General features: G+C 71.5%; 13 protein-coding genes. 8 read left to right on the top strand and 5 right to left on the bottom strand.

From position 1 onward, the window contains the following. Nucleotides 1-104: 104 nt before the first annotated feature. Complete coding sequence (locus tag ACQ1X7_RS18090; RefSeq protein ID WP_432479631.1) at nt 105-1,661, top strand: hypothetical protein; 1,557 nt, start codon at nt 105-107, stop codon at nt 1,659-1,661. Nucleotides 1,662-1,736: 75 nt separating this feature from the next. On the opposite strand, the gene ACQ1X7_RS18085 is transcribed toward ACQ1X7_RS18090, so the two are convergent. The 4 genes from ACQ1X7_RS18085 to ACQ1X7_RS18070 all read right to left on the bottom strand — a co-directional run bounded on the left by ACQ1X7_RS18085 (nt 1,737) and on the right by ACQ1X7_RS18070 (nt 4,866). Beyond that, nucleotides 1,737-2,696 (bottom strand): electron transfer flavoprotein subunit alpha/FixB family protein, encoded by a 960-nt coding sequence (locus ACQ1X7_RS18085; RefSeq protein WP_432479630.1) that lies wholly within the window; start codon nt 2,694-2,696, stop codon nt 1,737-1,739. Nucleotides 2,697-2,721: 25 nt separating this feature from the next. Continuing rightward, nucleotides 2,722-3,507: an electron transfer flavoprotein subunit beta/FixA family protein gene (locus tag ACQ1X7_RS18080; protein ID WP_432479629.1), complete on the bottom strand. Its 786-nt coding sequence runs from the start codon at nt 3,505-3,507 to the stop codon at nt 2,722-2,724. Between the two features lie 156 nt (nt 3,508-3,663). After that, nucleotides 3,664-4,035 (bottom strand): hypothetical protein, encoded by a 372-nt coding sequence (locus ACQ1X7_RS18075; protein WP_432479628.1) that lies wholly within the window; start codon nt 4,033-4,035, stop codon nt 3,664-3,666. A 42-nt stretch (nt 4,036-4,077) separates the two neighbouring features. After that, nucleotides 4,078-4,866: an enoyl-CoA hydratase/isomerase family protein gene (locus ACQ1X7_RS18070; protein ID WP_432479627.1), complete on the bottom strand. Its 789-nt coding sequence runs from the start codon at nt 4,864-4,866 to the stop codon at nt 4,078-4,080. 97 nt (nt 4,867-4,963) lie between these two features. Here ACQ1X7_RS18070 and glgX point away from each other — a divergent pair, with 97 nt between their 5' ends. Further along, nucleotides 4,964-7,105: a glycogen debranching protein GlgX gene (glgX, locus tag ACQ1X7_RS18065; protein WP_432479626.1), complete on the top strand. Its 2,142-nt coding sequence runs from the start codon at nt 4,964-4,966 to the stop codon at nt 7,103-7,105. A gap of 186 nt (nt 7,106-7,291) precedes the next feature. On the opposite strand, the gene glgP is transcribed toward glgX, so the two are convergent. Next, nucleotides 7,292-9,871 carry an alpha-glucan family phosphorylase gene (gene glgP, locus ACQ1X7_RS18060; RefSeq protein WP_432479625.1) on the bottom strand — a complete coding sequence of 860 codons (2,580 nt, stop codon included), beginning with the start codon at nt 9,869-9,871 and terminating at the stop codon, nt 7,292-7,294. A gap of 109 nt (nt 9,872-9,980) precedes the next feature. Between glgP and ACQ1X7_RS18055 the strand changes: the two genes are divergently transcribed. The 6 genes from ACQ1X7_RS18055 to ACQ1X7_RS18030 all read left to right on the top strand — a co-directional run bounded on the left by ACQ1X7_RS18055 (nt 9,981) and on the right by ACQ1X7_RS18030 (nt 18,659). Further along, nucleotides 9,981-12,008, top strand: a complete 2,028-nt coding sequence (locus ACQ1X7_RS18055) for an alpha-1,4-glucan--maltose-1-phosphate maltosyltransferase (RefSeq protein WP_432479624.1) — start codon at nt 9,981-9,983, stop codon at nt 12,006-12,008. Between the two features lies 1 nt (nt 12,009). Further along, on the top strand, nt 12,010-13,785 hold the full coding sequence (gene treS / locus ACQ1X7_RS18050; protein WP_432479623.1) for a maltose alpha-D-glucosyltransferase: 1,776 nt from the start codon (nt 12,010-12,012) through the stop codon (nt 13,783-13,785). After that, the gene (locus ACQ1X7_RS18045) at nt 13,782-15,179 is read left to right on the top strand and encodes a maltokinase N-terminal cap-like domain-containing protein (protein WP_432479622.1); all 1,398 of its coding nucleotides are present in this window, start codon (nt 13,782-13,784) and stop codon (nt 15,177-15,179) included. Before treS ends, ACQ1X7_RS18045 begins: the two co-directional genes overlap by 4 nt. Next, the gene (gene glgB / locus ACQ1X7_RS18040) at nt 15,179-17,371 is read left to right on the top strand and encodes a 1,4-alpha-glucan branching protein GlgB (RefSeq protein WP_432479621.1); all 2,193 of its coding nucleotides are present in this window, start codon (nt 15,179-15,181) and stop codon (nt 17,369-17,371) included. Before ACQ1X7_RS18045 ends, glgB begins: the two co-directional genes overlap by 1 nt. 182 nt (nt 17,372-17,553) lie before the next feature. Continuing rightward, nucleotides 17,554-17,892: a hypothetical protein gene (locus ACQ1X7_RS18035; protein WP_432479620.1), complete on the top strand. Its 339-nt coding sequence runs from the start codon at nt 17,554-17,556 to the stop codon at nt 17,890-17,892. Next, the gene (locus ACQ1X7_RS18030; RefSeq protein WP_432479619.1) at nt 17,889-18,659 is read left to right on the top strand and encodes an NUDIX hydrolase; all 771 of its coding nucleotides are present in this window, start codon (nt 17,889-17,891) and stop codon (nt 18,657-18,659) included. Before ACQ1X7_RS18035 ends, ACQ1X7_RS18030 begins: the two co-directional genes overlap by 4 nt. Nucleotides 18,660-18,688 lie beyond the last annotated feature (29 nt).

The raw sequence follows: 18,688 nt of genomic DNA, 5'->3' as shown, positions 1-18,688 counted from the left end.
GGGATCTTCGGAAAAGGTGCGCGGGGCAGGCAACCGATCGGCGGTCCCGCGCGTCTCCCATGCAGCGGGGGCGCTTGGGTCCCCCGGTCCCGGAGAGGAATTCCATGCATCGGCGTGCCCTGACAGCAGCCCTCGCGAGCGCCTCCGTCGCCCTCGGCGGCGCACTCGCGGCCACCAACGTCCCGGCCCAGGCCGCAGACCCCGAGTCCCCGCTGGTGCTCGAGGCACCTGACCAGGTGACGGTCCGGGCCTACGACCACCAGGTGTTCGCGAGCCTCGGCATCCGGATGACCGCGCAGGGCGAGGACTTCGAGATCCAGGCCACCCGGCCGGAGACCTACGACGGTCCGATCACCGCCACCTGGAAGCGGGAGTCGGGCGACGTCGACCTCGGTGAGATGTCCTCGTGGGCCGGGCTCGACAGGTTCGCCCGAGTCCGGATCATCAAGCCCGGCAGGGACCGGTGGATCACGGCTGCGGGGTGCTTCAACGGGTCGGCCCGCAAGGTCGGCCCCGCCGGGCCCGCGTCCAACCCCTACCCGTGGGGCTGCCCCTGGAACCCCTACACCCTCGGCTCGGTCATGGGCGTCGCCCAGGACTACTCCGCGTTGCTGCTCCCCCGGTGGGGCACCGGGTTCCGGGTGAAGCCCGGCCGCTACCAGCTGGTCGCGTTCATCACCCCCGAGTGGCGCGAGCGGCTGGGGATCAGCGACGCCGACGGCAAGGTGACGACCAGGCTCGTGGTCAAGAAGGGCCAGAACCGGTGGCGGACCAGCGCCACGCCGGCCGCGCGGCGCACCAGCGCCCCGCCGACGGCACAGCGCGGGGTCGACGACCTCGAGGCCACCACCGAGGCCCCCACGGCTGACAGCGCCGGCGCGCTCGCCGACGAGTTCGCCCCCGACCTCCGTTCGCTGCCCGCCTTCGACATCAGCGTGAACTCCAAGGGCACGGCGCTGCGTTTCGGAGCCACGGTGTGGAACGGCGGCGCGGGACCGATGGTGATCGAGGGCTTCCGCGACGACCACGGGGACGAGGCCACCCGCCACGACCCCGGCCACGAGCACTCCGAGCACATGACCGCCTACCAGTACTACTTCGACGGCAACGGCAACCAGACCGGGTACGACCAGGTCGGCGAGTTCAACTTCCACGAGGGCAACCACAACCACTGGCACTTCGAGGACTTCGCCCGCTACAACCTCTACGGCGCCGACGCCGAGGGCAACCGTCTCGACGACGTGGTCGTGAGGTCGACCAAGGCGTCGTTCTGCCTGGTCGCCACCGACGCGGTCGACCTGACCGTGCCGAACGCCGACATGCGTCCGGAGTACACCGACCTCGGCAGCCAGTGCGGAGGCGCCAACGCCCGGATGCTGCGGCAGGTGCTGGCCAACGGCCACGGTGACACCTACCACCAGTTCCGGACCGGGCAGGCGTTCCGCCTGAAGAACGTCGAGGACGGCATCTACTACATCGGCGTCGAGGCCAACCCCGACGACGCCGACGGCCGCAACCTGCAGGAGCTCGGCTACGACAACAACGACTCCTTCCGGAAGGTCCGGATCGGCACCCGGGCCAACGGGAAGCGGTTCGTGAGGCCGTTCCAGGTCGGCATCATCGAGGAGTCCGGGTTCGAGAACTTCCGCCTCGCGCGCTGAGGACGCTCCCACCCGCACGCAGAGGGCCCCGCCACCGGACGGTGGCGGGGCCCTCTGCCGTGGTGCGCCTGGCGGTCAGCCCTTGCGCTCGGTGACCTTCTCCGCGGTCGTCGGGAAGACGGTGTGGAGGTCACCGACCACGCCGAAGTCGACGAGCTCGAAGATCGGGGCCTCCTCGTCCTTGTTGACGGCCACGATGGTCTTCGAGGTCTGCATGCCGGCGCGGTGCTGGATGGCGCCGGAGATGCCGCCCGCGACGTAGAGCTGGGGCGAGACGGTCTTGCCGGTCTGGCCGATCTGGAAGGAGTGCGGGATCCAGCCGGAGTCGACCGCGGCCCGGGACGCGCCGACGGCGGCGCCGAGCGCGTCGGCGAGGGCCTCGACCGGCTCGAACTTGCCGCCGGTGCCCCGACCGCCCGCGACGACGATCGCCGCCTCGGTGAGCTCGGGACGGCCGCTGGCCTGGCGGGGCTGCGAGGCGACGATCTGCGCCTTCCTGGCGGAGTCGGACACCGACGCGGTGAACTCCTCGACCTCCCCGGCACCCTCGGCCTCCTCCGGGGTCGCCGAGTTGGGCTTGACCGTGATGATCGGCGTCCCCTTGGTGACCTTGGCGGTGACGGTGTAGTTGCCCGCGAAGACCGACTGGGTCGTGGTGGCGTCGTCGGCGACGTCGACGGCGTCGGTGATCAGCCCGGAGCCGATCTTGATGGCCAGCCGGCCGGCGATCTCCTTGCCCTCGAACGTCGACGGGACCAGGACGGCCGCGAGGTCCTCGCCGACCTTCTGGACGAGCTGCTCCAGCGCCTCGGCCTTGGGCGCCACCAGGTAGCCCTTGATGTCCGCGTCGTCGACGACGTAGACCTTGGCGGCGCCGTACTTCTTCACCTTCTCGGCCACCGCCTCTCCCTGGTCGCCGCTGCCGATGAACACGGCCGACGGCTCGCCGATCCGGCGCGCCAGGGTGAGCAGCTCGTAGGTGGGCTTCTTGACCTCGCCGTCGGCGTGGTCGATCAGGACCAGAACTTCAGACATGGGCGGCACTCTCTCCTTCTGGGCCTCAGATGAACTTCTTCGACGCGAGGAAGTCCACGAGCGCCGCGGCGCCCGAGCCGTCCTCGTCGGTCACGATCTCGCCGGCGCTGCGCGGGGGCCGGGCGGTGGTCTCCTGCACCTCGGTCCAGGCGACCGAGAGGCCCACCTGGTCGGCGTCGACGCCCAGGTCGCCCAGCGAGTAGGTCTCCAGCGGCTTCTTCTTGGCCGCCATGATCCCCTTGAACGACGGGTAGCGGGCCTCGCCGGACTGGTCGGTCACCGACAGCACGAGCGGCATCGTCGCGCCGATCACCTCGGTCGCGGTGTCGCCGTCGCGCTTGATCCGGACCTGGTCGCCCTGGGACTCGATGACCGAGGCGAGGGTGACCTGCGGCAGGTCGAGCCGCTCGGCGAGCATGGCCGGGACGACGCTCATCGAGCCGTCGGTCGAGGCCATGCCGCACACCACCAGGTCGACGGCCCCACCCTCGCCGATCTTGTCCAAGGCCTTGGCGAGGACCAGCGAGGTGGCCACGGCGTCGGAGCCGGCGATCCCCTCGTCGGAGACGTGGACGCCCTGGTCGGCGCCCATCTGGAGGGCCTTGCGCACCGCGTCCACGCCCGACTCCGGGGCGACCGTCAGTGCGGTCACGGTCACCGACTCCGGGTCCTCGGCCTTCTCCTTGAGCTGGAGCGCCTGCTCCACGGCGTACTCGTCGAGCTCGGACAGCAGCCCGTCGACGCCTTCGCGGTCCACGGTGTTGTCCGACTCGAACTGCCGGTCGGCGGTCGCGTCGGGCACGTACTTCACACAGACGACAATGTTCATGGTGGTCGGCCGGTCTGGCCCCTCCTGTGCACTCGGGTCGGTCTCGAGGTTACTCGTGGGAAACATGTTCGGGAACCGGGGCGGCGGTGGGGTGCCTCACAGCATGGCGTGGGTCACGTCGCGCCGTCCGGGCGCCGGTCAGGGGCGGATCACCCGGTCGAGGATCCTGCCCACGACGAGGTAGGCGACGGCCCCCAGCCCCCAGTTGAGCAGGGCGTTCTTGACCTCGGCGTCCTCGCCCGTGAACTCCTTGATGCCGTTCGCACGCGAGAACACCCCGAGGTCGACGGCATCGGCGCCGTCGAGCACGAGCCGGACCAGGGCGTTCTGGCTGTTGGCGTCGAAGGCCACCAGCAGCGCCCCGACGGCGAGCAGCAGCGCGCACACCACGCAGACCAGCCACACCAGCTGGGCGACGCGGGTGCGGACGGTCGCGACGACACCGGCGCCGTGGGCCTTGCGCTCCGGGGTGTCGCTGTCGTCGGCCTGCCGGGCCGTGCTTCGGGACATGCGCGGATCATAGGCCAGCGCCGGAGCGCCGCCGGCGGCCGGTCAGCGGCCGCGGAACTCCGCCTTGCCGGGGCCGTGCTCGAGGAACGACTGCATGCCCGCCGTCCGGTCCTCGGTGGCGAACAGCGCCGCGAACTGGTGGCGCTCGATCTCCAGCCCGGTCTCCAGGTCGGCCTCGAGACCGCGGTCGATGGACTCCTTGGCGGCCCGTAGGGCGTACGCCGGCCCGGCGGCGAACTGCCGCGCCCACGCCAGCGCCTCCTCGTAGACCCGGTCGGCCGGCACCACCTTGTCGACCAGCCCGATCCGGAGCGCCTCGTCGGCCTTGACGAAGCGGCCGGTGAAGACCAGGTCCTTGGCGACGCTGGGCCCGACCAGCCGGGACAGCCGCTGGGTCCCGCCGGCCCCCGGGATGATGCCGAGCAGGACCTCGGGCTGCCCCAGCACCGCGTCGTCCGCCGCGAACCGGACGTCGGCGGCCAGGGCGAGCTCGCACCCACCGCCGAGGGCGTACCCGGTGACCGCGGCCACGACCGGCTTGGGGATGCGTGCCACCTGGGTGACCACGCCCTGCAGCGGACCGGACCGCTTGACCATGTCGGTGTGCGACATGGTGGCCATCTCCTTGACGTCGTTGCCGGCGGCGAAGACCCGCTCGCCGCCGTACAGCACGACAGCCCGGACGTCGTCACGCTCCACCGCCTCGGCGACCACGGCCGCCAGCTGCTCCTGCACCGCGATGCTGATGGCGTTCATCTTGGGCCGGTCCAGCCGGATCGTCCCGACGCCCCCGTCCACCTCGAGGCGTACGAACTGTTCTGCGTCGGTCATCCAGCACTCCTGGTCGTCTTGACGTCGTCGGGTCGCCCCGAGCGTATGCCCAGGGATTTCGACCCGCCCGTCGCTGCACGGTGATTGGATGGGCCGGGTGAGCCGTGACACCTGGCGCTGGAGGCACCACGACGAGACCGCACCCGTCTGGCCCGGCTACCACCAGCAGCTGGGAGCCACCTGGCGGCCGGAGGCCACCAACTTCGCGGTGTGGGCACCCGAGGCGACCGCCGTCTGGGTCTGCCTGTTCGACGACGCCGGCGAGGAGGCCCGCCACCGGCTCACCGAGCACACGCTGGGGGTCTGGCACGGGCAGCTGCCGGGCGTCCCGGTGGGGCAGCGCTACGGCTTCCGCGTCGACGGCCCCTGGGACCCCGGCCACGGCCGCCGCTTCAACCCGGCGAAGCTGCTGCTGGACCCCTACGCCCGGGCGATCACCGGCGAGGTGACCCCCGGCCCGCTGCCGCTGGCCCACGGGTCGGACCCGCTGGTGCGCGACGACCGCGACTCCGCGCCCGCGGTGCCCCGCTCGGTCGTGGTCCACGACGAGTTCGACTGGGAGGGCGACACCCAGCTGCGCACCCGCTGGCGCGACACCGTCATCTACGAGCTGCACGTGAAGGGCTACACCCGGCTGCACAACGAGGTGCCCGAGGAGCTGCGGGGGACCTACGCCGGGCTCGGCACCCACACCGTGACCCGCTACCTCAACGACCTCGGGGTGACCGCGGTCGAGCTGCTGCCCGTCCACCACTTCCTGACCGAGCCGTTCGTGGCCGACCGCGGGATGGCCAACTACTGGGGCTACAACTCGATCGGCTTCTTCGCCCCGCACGCCTCCTACGCGGCCTCCGGGTCGCTCGGGCAGCAGGTGACGGAGTTCAAGCAGATGGTGAAGAGCTTCCACCGGGCCGGCATCGAGGTGATCCTCGACGTGGTCTACAACCACACCGCCGAGGGCGGGCCGGACGGGCCGACGTACTCCTTCCGCGGGCTCGACGACCTCGGCTTCTACAAGCGGGCCGGCACCGGGGCGGACCACTACTGGGACGTCACCGGGTGCGGCAACACCGTCGACACGACCAACGTGGGGGCGCTGCGGCTGATCCTTGACTCGCTGCGCTACTGGGTGACCGAGATGCACGTCGACGGGTTCCGGTTCGACCTGGCGTCGGCGCTGGCGCGCACCGGCCACGACATCGACATGCACGGCGCGTTCCTGACCACCATCGGCCAGGACCCGGTGCTGCGGCACGTGAAGCTCATCGCGGAGCCGTGGGACGCCTCGATGGACGGCTACCGGGTGGGTTCGTTCCCCCCACCGTGGGTGGAGTGGAACGACCGCTACCGCGACACGCTGCGCGACTTCTGGCGGCCGGGCGCCGGATCGGTCCGCGACCTCGCCTCCCGGCTGGCCGGCAGCTCCGACATGTACGCCGACGACGGGCGGTCGCCGTACGCCTCGGTCAACTTCGTGACCGCCCACGACGGCTTCACGCTGCGCGACTGGACGACCTACGCCCGCAAGCACAACGAGGCGAACGGCGAGGGCAACCGCGACGGCACCGACAACAACCGCTCCCACAACTGGGGAACCGAGGGTGAGGCCGACCCCTCCTCGGCCACAGTTCGCCGACGCCGCCAGGCGGCCGCGAACATGATGGCGACGCTCTGCCTGTCGAGCGGGTCGCCGATGCTCACCGCTGGTGACGAGCGGGGACGCACCCAAGGGGGCAACAACAACGCCTACGTGCAGGACAACGAGGTCTCCTGGGTCGACTGGCGACCCGACGACGCCTGGCTCGACCTCTACGAGGTCACCAAGACCGCCCTCCGGTTGCGGCGCGAGCACCCGGCGTTGCGGCAGCGGCGGCACTTCGCGGGCTCACCGACGATCGACGGCGGCCCCAAGGACCTGGCCTGGGTGCACCCCGACGGCCGCGAGATGGAGCAGCCGGACTGGTACGACGACACCCTGCACGCCGTCGGCATGTTCGTCTCGGGCGACCCGCTCCGCTCCCCCGGCCCCCGGGGTGAGCAGCAGCGCGACGCGTCGTTCCTCATGTGGTTCAACGCCGACGAGCAGCCGGTCGAGGTGGTGCTGCCGGACAACGACTGGGTCAAGCGCGGCGAGGTCGTGCTCTCGACCGACCCCGACCTCGCCCACGGCACCGGCGTCGCCGCCGGCGACCGGCTCACCCTCGGCGGCCTGTCCGTCGTCGTGCTCCGACAGAGCTGAGTCGCCGACGTCACCATCCTCGGAGGTCCGGACGTCATCGCCCTCGGAGGTTGAGGTGCGAAGGCCGCCAAGGCCTGAGCCTCGAAACCCCCGCACGGGGGCAGGGCGGTGGTCGCGGCACTGCCCACGGTTGCGGGGTTTCGAGGCTCGGCGCCGGGGCGCCTCGCACCTCAACCTCCGGTGCCGTCAGCCGGGGAGGGCGATGACGCCGAGCTCGGCGGGCGAGGCCAGCAGGTCGTTCCTCGGCACCACGCGCACGGTGTAGCCGAAGGCGCCGCTGCGATTGAGGGCGACGGTGCCGTCGAAGCGGTGCCGGCCGCCCTGGTAGGACTCCCCCACCGACAGCGACTCGGTGGCGGCACCGACGAGCTGGTCGTCGCTGTCGATGACGCCGTGCACCAGCTGGACGTCGACGTCGTCGGGCGACAGCTCACCCAGCGACACGAACGCGCGGACGGTCAGCACGGTGCCGATCTGGGGCGCGTCACCGACGCCGCTGCTCTCGACGTGCTCCACCCGGACGCCGTCCCAGCCGGTCCGGACCCGCTTCTTCCACGCCGCGAGCTCTCCGGCGCCGGTCCAGTCGGTGTTCAGCCGTCGCCCGGTGACCGCGGCGGGCGTGTAGAGCTGGCGCACGTAGTCGCGCACCATCCGGGTCGCCAGCACCTTCGGGCCGAGCGACTTGAGGGTGTGGCGCACCATCTCCAGCCACCGGGCCGGTACGCCGTCGGGGCCGACGTCGTAGAAGCGCGGGGCGACCTCGTTCTCGATCAGGTCGTAGAGGGCCGTGGCCTCCAGCTCGTCGCGCCGCTCCGGGTCGTCGACACCGTCGGCGGACGGGATCGCCCAGCCGTTGGAGCCGTCGTACCACTCGTCCCACCAGCCGTCGAGGATCGACAGGTTGAGGCCGCCGTTGAGCGCGGCCTTCATGCCGGAGGTGCCGCATGCCTCGTACGGGCGCAGCGGGTTGTTGAGCCAGACGTCGCAGCCCGGGTAGAGCGGCTGCGCCATCGCGATGTCGTAGTTGGGGAGGAACGCGATCCGGTGCCGCACCTCGGGGTCGTCGGCGAACCGGACCATCTCCTGGATCAGCCGCTTCCCGCCCTCGTCGGCGGGGTGTGCCTTGCCCGCGATCACCAGCTGCACCGGTCGCTCCGGGTGGAGCAGCAGCCGCTTGAGCCGCTCGGGGTCCGACAGCATCAGTGTCAGCCGCTTGTAGGACGGCACCCGCCGGGCGAAGCCGATGGTGAGCACGTCGGGGTCCAGCGCGGAGTCGATCCAGGAGAGCTCGGCGGGCGCCAGGCCCCGCTTGCTCCACGACTTCGCCAGCCGCTTGCGGGCGTCCTTGACCAGCCGCTCGCGGAGCAGCCGCTTGGTCGCCCAGATCTCCTCGCCGGGGACCTTGTCGACCACGTCCCAGAAGCCGTCGTCGCCCCGGTGGAGGTCGGCGCCGTGGCCGGCGGCCAGCTCGAACACCTCGCGCCCGACCCAGGTGGGGGCGTGCACGCCGTTGGTGATCGAGGTGATCGGGACGTCGGCCTCGTCGAACGCCGACCAGAGCCCGTTGAACATCTCGCGGGACACGTGGCCGTGGAGCCGGGAGACGCCGTTGGCACGCTGCGCCAGCCGGAAGCCCATCACGGCCATGTTGAAGACGCCGGCGTCGCCGCCCTCGTAGTCCTCGGCACCGAGCCCGAGGATCCGCTCGACGGGCACACCGGGCACCGGCGAGGCGCCGCCGAAGTACTGCTCGACGAGCTCGCGGTCGAAGCGGTCGATGCCGGCCGGGACCGGCGTGTGGGTCGTGAACACGGTCGAGGCCCGGCTGACCTCGAGCGCGGTGTCGAAGTCGAGCCCGGGGCCGCCCTCGGCCGCGGACAGCTCACGGATCCGCTCGAGGCCGAGGAAGCCGGCGTGGCCCTCGTTGGTGTGGAACACCTCGGGGGCGGGGGCACCGGTGATCCGGGAGTACGCGCGGAGCGCGCGGACGCCGCCGACGCCGAGCAGCAGCTCCTGGCGCAGCCGGTGCTCGCTGGTGCCGCCGTACAGCCGGTCGGTCACCGCCCGGAAGTGGTCGGGGTTCTCCTCGACGTCGGTGTCGAGGAGCAGCAGCGGGATCCGGCCCACGTGCGCGACCCAGATCCGGGCGACCAGCTCGGCGTCGGTGTCGATGGTGATCCGTACCTTCGCCCGCGAGCCGTCGGGCTCGTGCAGCAGCGACAGGGGCAGCTCGTCGGGGTCGAGGACCGGGTAGGTCTCCTGCTGCCAGCCCTCGCGCGACAGCGCCTGCTTGAAGTAGCCGTGCCGGTAGAGCAGGCCCACGCCGACCAGCGGCACCCCGAGGTCGGAGGCGGCCTTGAGGTGGTCCCCCGCGAGGATGCCGAGGCCACCGGAGTACTGCGGGAGCACCGCCGTGATGCCGTACTCCGGGGAGAAGTAGGCGATCGCCCGGGGGGCGTCGTCGCCCCCGCGCCGCTGGTACCACTGCTCACCCGACAGGTAGGCGTCCAGGTCGCTGCGGGCGGCCTCCAGCTGGTCGAGGAACCCGCGGTCGTGTGCGAGCTCGTCGAGCCGACCGGTGTCGACGGCGCCGAGCAGCCGGACCGGGTCGCGCCCCGTGGACTCCCAGAGCTCGGGGTGGACGGCGGCGAAGACGTCCTGGGTGGGCGGGTGCCAGGACCACCTCAGGTTGCCGGCGAGCACCCCCAGCGAGGCGAGTGCCTCGGGCAGCACGGGACGGACGGTGAAACGACGGATGGCGCGCACGGAAGGACGGTAGCGCCTGCGATGTGAACGATCCAACCCGCGGCGTCCCGGCGGGGACGCCCTGAGACCCGGCTTGCGTGGGCCACCCCGCGTTCGCAAGTGTGGAGGCATGGTCGGACGCATCCCCATCATGGACGTCATGCCCGTGGTCGACCTCGGTCGGCTGCCGGCCAAGGCGACCCTCGGTGAGTCCTTCCCGGTGACCGCGACGGTCTTCCGGGAGGGTCACGACAAGCTCGGCGCCGAGGTCGTGATGATCGGTCCCGAGGGCCGGAGGCGGCCACCGGTCCGCATGGAGCCCGACGGCGGAGACCGCCCGGACCGGTGGATCGCCTGGGTCACCCCGGACGCCGAGGGCGCTTGGACCTTCGAGCTCCACGCGTGGTCCGACCCGCTGGCCACCTGGCAGCACGCGGCCGGCCTGAAGATCCCCGCAGGCGTCGACGTCGACCTGATGTTCACCGAGGGGCGGCTGCTGCTCGAGCGGGTGCTCGCCGACCTCCCGGCCGCCGAGAAGCGGGCCCGCGAGCTCGTGCAGGGCGGCCTCGAGGCCGCCGCCGACACCTCGCGGCCGGTCGAGGCCCGGCTCGCGACGCTCGAGGCGCCCGACCTGACCGCCGTGCTCCACGCGCACCCCCTGCGCGAGCTGGTCACGGTCGAGGGTCCGTTCCCGGCGTACGCCGACCGGAAGCGGGCGCTGTTCGGCAGCTGGTACGAATTCTTCCCCCGGTCCGAGGGCGCGCTCCGCGACCAGAGGACGGGGAAGGTGACGACCGGCACCTTCCGGACCGCCTCGAAGCGGCTCGACGCAGTGGCCGCGATGGGCTTCGACGTGATCTACCTGCCCCCGATCCACCCGATCGGCGCGGTGAACCGCAAGGGGCCCAACAACACCCTGTCGCCCGGTCCGGACGACACCGGGTCACCCTGGGCGATCGGCAGCAAGGACGGGGGCCACGACGCCGTCCACCCCGACCTCGGGACGATCGAGGACTTCGACGCGTTCGTCGCGCGCGCCGGCGAGCTGGGACTCGAGGTCGCGCTCGACCTGGCGCTCCAGGCCGCGCCCGACCACCCGTGGGCGACCAGCCACCCGGAGTGGTTCACCACCCGCGCCGACGGCACCATCGCCTACGCCGAGAACCCGCCCAAGAAGTACCAGGACATCTACCCGCTCAACTTCGACAACGACCCGTCCGGCATCGCGGCCGAGGTGCTGCGGATCGTGCGGCACTGGATGGCGCACGGGGTGCGCGTGTTCCGGGTCGACAACCCCCACACGAAGCCGGTCGCGTTCTGGGAGTGGCTGCTGCGCGAGGTCCGCACCACCGACCCCGACGTCGTGTTCCTCTCGGAGGCCTTCACCCGGCCCGCGATGATGCGAGGCCTCGGGGCGGTGGGGTTCCACCAGTCCTACACCTACTTCACCTGGCGCACGGCCAAGGGCGAGATCGAGGACTACCTGCGGGAGCTCGCCCGCGAGACCGACCACCTGATGCGGCCGAACTTCTTCGTGAACACCCCCGACATCCTGCACGCGTTCCTGCAGTACGGCGGCCCGGCGGCGTTCAAGATCCGCGCGGCGCTGGCGGCGACGGGGTCGCCGAGCTGGGGGGTCTACGCCGGTTACGAGCTGTTCGAGCACGTCGCGGTGCGGCCGGGCAGCGAGGAGTACCTCGACTCCGAGAAGTACCAGATCCGGATCCGCGACTGGGAGGCCGCCGAGGCGGAGGGGCGGTCGCTCGCGCCGTACCTCACCCGGCTGAACGAGATCCGGCGCGCCCACCCCGCGCTCCAGCAGCTGCGCCACCTCACCGTGCACCGGACCGACGACGACCACGTGCTGTGCTTCAGCAAGCGTTCGGCCGGCGGGGGTTTCGAGGCTCGCTCCGCTCGCACCTCAACCTCCGAGGCCGCGGACGACGTCGTGGTGGTGGTCCTCAACCTCGACCCGCACGGCACGAGGGAGACCATGGTCCACCTCGACCTGCCGGCCCTGGGCCTGGACTGGGGGGACTCCTTCACCGTCCACGACGAGCTGACCGACCAGACCTGGACGTGGAGCGAGCACGACTACGTCCGGCTCGACCCCTTCGAGGAACCCGCCCACGTGCTGACCGTCAGGAGCCCCCGCTGAGATGAGCGCAGTGACCAAGGCGCCCGGGACCGAGGTGATCGCCGACGACCATCCGCAGCTCGAGGTCCTCAACACCACGCCCGAGTGGTTCAAGACGGCCGTGTTCTACGAGGTGCTGGTGCGGTCCTTCCGCGACTCCAACGCCGACGGCACCGGCGACTTCCTCGGGCTGGTCGAGAAGCTCGACTACCTCCAGTGGCTGGGGGTCGACTGCCTGTGGGTGCCGCCGTTCTTCACCTCCCCGCTGCGGGACGGCGGCTACGACGTCGCCGACTACACCGACATCCTCCCCGAGTGCGGCACGGTCGAGGACTTCCACCACCTCCTCGACGAGGCGCACAAGCGCGGCATCCGCGTGATCATCGACTTCGTCATGAACCACACCAGTGACGCCCACCCGTGGTTCCAGGAGTCGCGGCGCGACCCCGAGGGCCCGTACGGCGACTTCTACGTGTGGTCGGACACCGACGAGCTCTACGAGGACGCGCGGATCATCTTCGTCGACACCGAGCCGTCGAACTGGACCTTCGACCAGGTGCGCGGGCAGTACTACTGGCACCGGTTCTTCCACCACCAGCCGGACCTCAACTTCGACAATCCCGCGGTCCACGACGCGATGATCGAGGCGATGGACTTCTGGCTCGACATGGGCCTCGACGGGTTCCGGCTCGACGCCGTCCCGTACCTCTACGAGCGCCCGGGCACCAACGGCGAGAACCTCCCCGAGACCCACGAGTTCCTCCGGAAGGTGCGCCGGTTCGTCGACGACAAGTACCCCGGCACCGTGCTGCTGTGCGAGGCCAACCAGTGGCCGGACGACGTCGTCGAGTACTTCGGCGACCCGGCGGTCGGCGGCGACGAGTGCCACATGGCCTTCCACTTCCCGGTCATGCCGCGCATCTTCATGGCGGTCCGGCGCGAGTCGCGGTACCCGATCTCGGAGATCATGGAGCAGACGCCCGACATCCCGGACGGCTGCCAGTGGGGCATCTTCCTGCGCAACCACGACGAGCTGACCCTCGAGATGGTCACCGACGAGGACCGCGACTACATGTGGGAGGAGTACGCCAAGGACCCCCGGATGAAGGCCAACATCGGCATCCGGCGTCGGCTCGCCCCGCTGCTCGACCACGACACCAACCGGATGGAGCTGTTCACCGCGCTGCTGCTGTCCCTCCCGGGGTCGCCGGTCCTCTACTACGGCGACGAGATCGGGATGGGCGACAACATCTGGCTGGGTGACCGCGACGGCGTCCGGACGCCGATGCAGTGGACGCCGGACCGCAACGCGGGCTTCTCGGCCGCGACGCCCGGCCGGCTGCACCTGCCGCTCATCCAGGACCCGGTCACGGGGTTCCAGAGCGTGAACGTCGAGGCACAGCTCGAGAACACCTCGTCCTTGCTGCACTGGACCCGCCGGATGATCCACGCCCGCCGCAACCACCCGGCGTTCGGGCTCGGGACCTTCGACGACCTCGGCGGCTCGAACCCGAGCGTCTTGTCCTACGTCCGCGAGCACACCGACGACAGTGCGGGCGGAGGGGGCCGTGAGGACGTGATCGTGTGCGTCAACAACCTGTCCCGGTTCCCCCAGCCGGTCCAGCTCGACCTGCGCCACTGGGAGGGCCGGGTGCCGGTGGAGCTGCTGGGCGGCGTCCCGTTCCCGCCGATCGGCGAGCTGCCGTACCTCCTGACGCTGGGTGGGTACGGCTTCTACTGGTTCCGACTGACCCGACCGGCCCACGAGCACCCGACGACGGAGGGGGCACCCGCGTGACGCCCGACCTCACGACCCAGCTCACGACCCACCTGACCGGCGCCCGCTGGTTCGGCGGCAAGGGACGTCCGCTGGCCGTCGCCGGCACCCGGCGGCTGGGGACGCTGGGCCCCGCACGCCCGACCACGGAGCAGCCTTCGCTGGTGCTCGAGCTGGTGACCGTGGAGTACGCCGATGCGGCGGGCGGCACGGAGTACTACCAGGTGCCGCTGTCCTGCTACGCCGGCCCGGTCGAGGTGCTCGAGCACGCGCTGATCGGGGTCGCCGACGACCCCGACCTCGGGTCCGTCCACGCCTACGACGCGGTGCACGACCGGCTGGCCATGGCCTACCTGCTGGAGGCCTTCGACCGGCCGCCGTCGTCGGGCCCCCTCCGGTTCGAGCGGCTCCCGGGGCACGAGCTCGACCTGACGACCCATTCCAGCCTGTTCACCGGCGAGCAGTCCAACTCCTCGGTCGCGTTCGGGGAGGACGCGCTGCTCAAGATGTTCCGCAAGATCACGCCGGGCCGCAACCCGGACATCACGGTCCACGACGTGCTGACCCGGGCCGGGTCCGACCACGTCGCGGAGCTGTACGGCTGGCTGGAGTCCGACTCGCTGGTCGAGGGCGAGGTGCTCCAGCTGGCGATGCTCCAGCAGTTCCTGCGCACTGCGAGCGACGGGTGGGAGCTGGCGCTGTCCAGCGTCCGAAACCTGTTCGCCGAGGCCGACCTCCACGCCGACGAGGTGGGCGGCGACTTCGCCGGTGAGGCCGCGCGGCTCGGGGTCGCCCTCCGCGAGACCCACGACACGCTCGCCGCGAACTTCCCCACCCGCACCCGCTCCCGGACCGAGCAGGCCGAGGTGGCGGCGGGCATGCGGGCGCGGCTCGACGCGGCCGTCGAGGTCGTGCCCGAGCTGGCCGATCACGCCGGCCGGGTGCGCAAGGTCTTCGAGGCGACCGCCGACCTCGACGGCGTACCCGTGCAGCAGATCCACGCCGACCTGCACCTCGGCCAGACCCTGCGGACCGTCAAGGGCTGGAAGATCGTCGACTTCGAGGGCGAGCCGGCACGGCCGCTCGCGGAGCGGCAGCTGCCCGACACCCCGTGGCGCGACGTGGCCGGGATGCTGCGCTCCTTCGACTACGCGCCCCGGGTCGTCGAGCAGACCTTCGACGACGCCGACCCCTCGGCCGGTGAGCAGCGGGCCTACCGGGCCGCGGAGTGGTCAAAGCGGAACCGGTCCGCCTTCCTCGACGCCTATGCCGACCGCCCGCTGACCGAGGACGAGAACCTGCTGCTCGCGGCGTACGTCGCCGACAAGGCGGTCTACGAGACCGTGTACGAAGCGCGCAACCGCCCGACCTGGGTGTCGATCCCCCTTGACGCGATCTCCCGAGTGAGGCCCTGATGACGTCCACCGTCCTGCCCGTCCCCCGCGAGGAGCTCGACCAGCTGGTGCGCGGCGAGCACGGCCATCCGCACGCGGTCCTCGGACCGCACCCCCACGACGATGCGGTGACGGTGCGCGTCCTCAAGCCGCTCGCCTCGTCGGTCGTCGTCACCTGGGACGGGGAACGGGTACCGCTCGAGCACGAGCACGAAGGTGTGTGGGTCGGCGTGCTGCCGGTGGCCGAGGTCCCCGACTACCGGCTCGAGGTGGCCTACGACGCCGGGCCGACGCGGCTCGACGACCCCTACCGCTTCCTGCCGACACTGGGCGAGGTCGACCTGCACCTCATCAACGAGGGCCGGCACGAGAACCTGTGGCAGGTCCTCGGCGCCCGGGTGCACCACTACTCCGGTCCCCTGGGCGACGAGGTGACCGGCACGTCGTTCGCGGTCTGGGCACCGTCGGCGCGCGGGATCCGGGTGAAGGGGTCGTTCAACAGCTGGGACGGCCGGGAGCACCCGATGCGCCAGCTCGGGACCTCGGGGGTGTGGGAGCTGTTCGTCCCCGACGTCGGGACCGGCACCGGCTACAAGTTCGCCGTGCTCGGCGCCGACGGCCAGTGGCGGGAGAAGGCCGACCCGATGGCCTTCCACACCGAGGTGCCGCCGGCCACGTCGTCGGTGGTGTTCGAGTCGACGTACGCCTGGGGCGACGAGGCCTGGATGGCCGGGCGCGCGGAGGGAGAGCCCGCGGTGACCCGGCCGATGTCGACCTACGAGGTGCACCTCGGCTCGTGGCGCAAGAAGGACGGCCGCCCTCTGACCTACCGCGAGCTGGCCGACGAGCTGGTGCCCTACCTCACCGATCTCGGCTTCACGCACGTCGAGTTCCTGCCCGTGATGGAGCACCCGTTCGGCGGCTCGTGGGGCTACCAGGTGACGTCGTACTTCGCGCCGACCGCGCGCTTCGGCGACCCCGACGGCTTCCGCCACCTGGTCGACCGGCTCCACCAGGCCGGGATCGGCGTGCTCGTCGACTGGGTGCCCGCGCACTTCCCGAAGGACGAGTTCGCGCTCGCCCGCTTCGACGGCACCCCCCTCTACGAGGACCCCAACCCCTCCCGCGGCGAGCACCCGGACTGGGGCACCTACGTCTTCGACTTCGGCCGGCGCGAGGTCCGCAACTTCCTGGTGGCCAACGCGCTGTACTGGCTCGAGGAGTTCCACGTCGACGGCCTGCGGGTCGACGCGGTCGCCTCGATGCTCTACCTCGACTACTCCCGCGAGCCGGGCCAGTGGGCACCGAACGTCCACGGTGGCCGCGAGAACCTCGAGGCAGTGCAGTTCCTCCAGGAGATGAACGGCACGGTCGGCAAGCGGGTCCCCGGCGCCATGACGATCGCCGAGGAGTCGACGTCGTGGCCGGGAGTGACCACCCGGACCTCCGACGGCGGCCTGGGCTTCGGCTTCAAGTGGAACATGGGCTGGATGCACGACTCCCTGGGGTACGTCGAGCACGACCCGGTCCACCGGTCCTGGCACCACGGGGAGATGACCTTCTCGCTGGTCTACGCGTGGTCGGAGAACTACGTGCTGCCGATCAGCCACGACGAGGTCGTCCACGGCAAGGGCTCGCTGCTGCGCAAGATGCCCGGCGACCGCTGGCAGCAGCTCGCGACGCTGCGCACCTACCTCGCCTTCATGTGGGCCCACCCCGGCAAGCAGCTGCTCTTCATGGGGGCCGAGATCGGCCAGGAGTCGGAGTGGGCGGAGGCCCGCGAGCTCGACTGGTGGCTGCTCGACCACCCCGAGCACCGTGGCGTGCAGTCGCTGGTCCGCGACCTCAACCGGGTCTACCGCGAGACCCCGGCGCTCTGGGCGACCGACGCCGACCCCGCGACGTTCCAGTGGATCGACGCCAACGACGCGCCCCGCAACACCTTCTCGTTCGTCCGGCGCGCCCCGGGCGAGCCCGACCTGGTGTGCGTGGCCAACTTCGCCGCCCAGCCCCATCCTGACTACCGGCTCGCCCTGCCGTCCGCCGGCGCGTGGGAGGAGGTCGTCAACACCGACGCGGAGTCCTACACCGGGTCGGGCGTCGGCAACCTCGGCACGGTGGCCGCGGTCGACGGGGAGCACTCCGGCTTCCCCGCCCACGCCGACATCGTGGTCCCGCCGCTGGCCACCGTGTGGTTCCGCCAGCGCACCTGACCGGTTCCGGAACACGCCGCGCCGCAACCGGGGGTGCCCGGGCAGCACGTGGTGGAACGGCGTGTTCCACAACGTGCCGCGCCCCCACCCCCGTCGGCGGAACGAACCGTTCCATCTCCCCCTCTGGATGCCCCTGTGGACAGACGACACCCGACCGACGGGTGACGAGGTAGAACGACCTCGTGCCCAAGCTCGTGGACTACGCAGTGCGCTTCGACTTCCTGCGCGAGGGCGCGTTCGAGGTGGTGCTGCGTCACGGCGTCGCGGCCCTGAGCCGCCGCGCGGTGGCCGATGCGCTCGGCACGTCGGTGAACACCGACGCGACGGTGTCCGCCCTCGTCCACGACGCGGTCGACCTGCTCGGATCCGGCGTCGATCGCGTGGAGTGCGAGCGCGACCTGCGCACACAGCTCTCCGGGCTGACGCTCGGGGTGTGCCTGGGAGAGCTCACGCCCGACGAGGCCGTGGCCGCCCTGACCCGCACGGTGCAGCGCTGGTGCCCGGCTAGGGTGACGGAGTGACCGATACTCCCCCGCAGCAGCCGACCGTGGAGACGGTGGGCGACGGGGTGGCTCGGATCAGCTGGGGGGACGAGGTGACCCGGCAGGGGCTGCGCGAGGCGGTGCAGCGGGTGGCGCCGGAGGTCGAGGCAGCGCTCGACGTCCACGTGCGGGTCGAGGCCTGGGTCGGGCCCGACGACGTCGCCGGGCAGCGGATCGCCACCTGGAGCGGACTGCGGCGCGAGGGCGTGATGCGCGGGGCGGTCGCGGAGGGCGACCGGGTGGTGTTCGCACGCCTCGCGCACGACCCGCCGTCGACGGAGCCCGAGGGGTTCCGCGCGCTCCTCAACTCCTTCCTGCCTCGCAAGCGGGCGATCAGCCAGCTCCTCGTGCGCGACCGGGACGACCGGGTGCTGCTGTGCCAGCTCACGTACAAGCCCGACTGGGACCTGCCCGGGGGCGTGGTCGAGGTCGGTGAGTCACCGCAGCTGGCGGTGTCCCGCGAGGTGTCGGAGGAGCTGGGCCTGGAGCTGCCGGCCGGCCGGCTCCTGCTCACCGACTGGCTCCCGCCGTGGAGCGGGTGGGACGACGCGCTGTGCCTCGTCTTCGACGGCGGCCGCCACGACCCGTCCCTGCTGGACGGCATGGTCACCCAGCCCCGCGAGATCCGGCACGCCGAGTTCTGCACGCCCGAGCAGGTCGCCGAACGCTGCGCCGAGTTCACGGCGCGCCGCGTCCACGCGGCGCTCGATCCGTCCGGACCCGGGTACACCGAGTCCGGGCGCTGATCGGCTGCCCCTCGCCAAGTCGCGCCCGA

It is taken from the genome of Nocardioides sp. GXQ0305 (assembly GCF_050880345.1).
Classification (GTDB): Bacteria; Actinomycetota; Actinomycetes; order Propionibacteriales; family Nocardioidaceae; genus Nocardioides.
The sequence above is the reverse complement of the archived record's forward strand: the minus strand, read 5'-3'. Positions and strand labels throughout refer to the sequence as shown.

What these genes read in the sequence shown, in the direction of transcription:
- ACQ1X7_RS18070 (WP_432479627.1), bottom strand. Translation starts at nt 4,866, where the DNA reads ATGACCGACGCAGAACAGTTCGTACGCCTCGAGGTGGACGGGGGCGTC.
- ACQ1X7_RS18090 (WP_432479631.1), top strand. Translation starts at nt 105, where the DNA reads ATGCATCGGCGTGCCCTGACAGCAGCCCTCGCGAGCGCCTCCGTCGCC.
- ACQ1X7_RS18055 (WP_432479624.1), top strand. Translation starts at nt 9,981, where the DNA reads ATGGTCGGACGCATCCCCATCATGGACGTCATGCCCGTGGTCGACCTC.
- ACQ1X7_RS18075 (WP_432479628.1), bottom strand. Translation starts at nt 4,035, where the DNA reads ATGTCCCGAAGCACGGCCCGGCAGGCCGACGACAGCGACACCCCGGAG.
- glgB (WP_432479621.1), top strand. Translation starts at nt 15,179, where the DNA reads ATGACGTCCACCGTCCTGCCCGTCCCCCGCGAGGAGCTCGACCAGCTG.
- ACQ1X7_RS18085 (WP_432479630.1), bottom strand. Translation starts at nt 2,696, where the DNA reads ATGTCTGAAGTTCTGGTCCTGATCGACCACGCCGACGGCGAGGTCAAG.
- treS (WP_432479623.1), top strand. Translation starts at nt 12,010, where the DNA reads ATGAGCGCAGTGACCAAGGCGCCCGGGACCGAGGTGATCGCCGACGAC.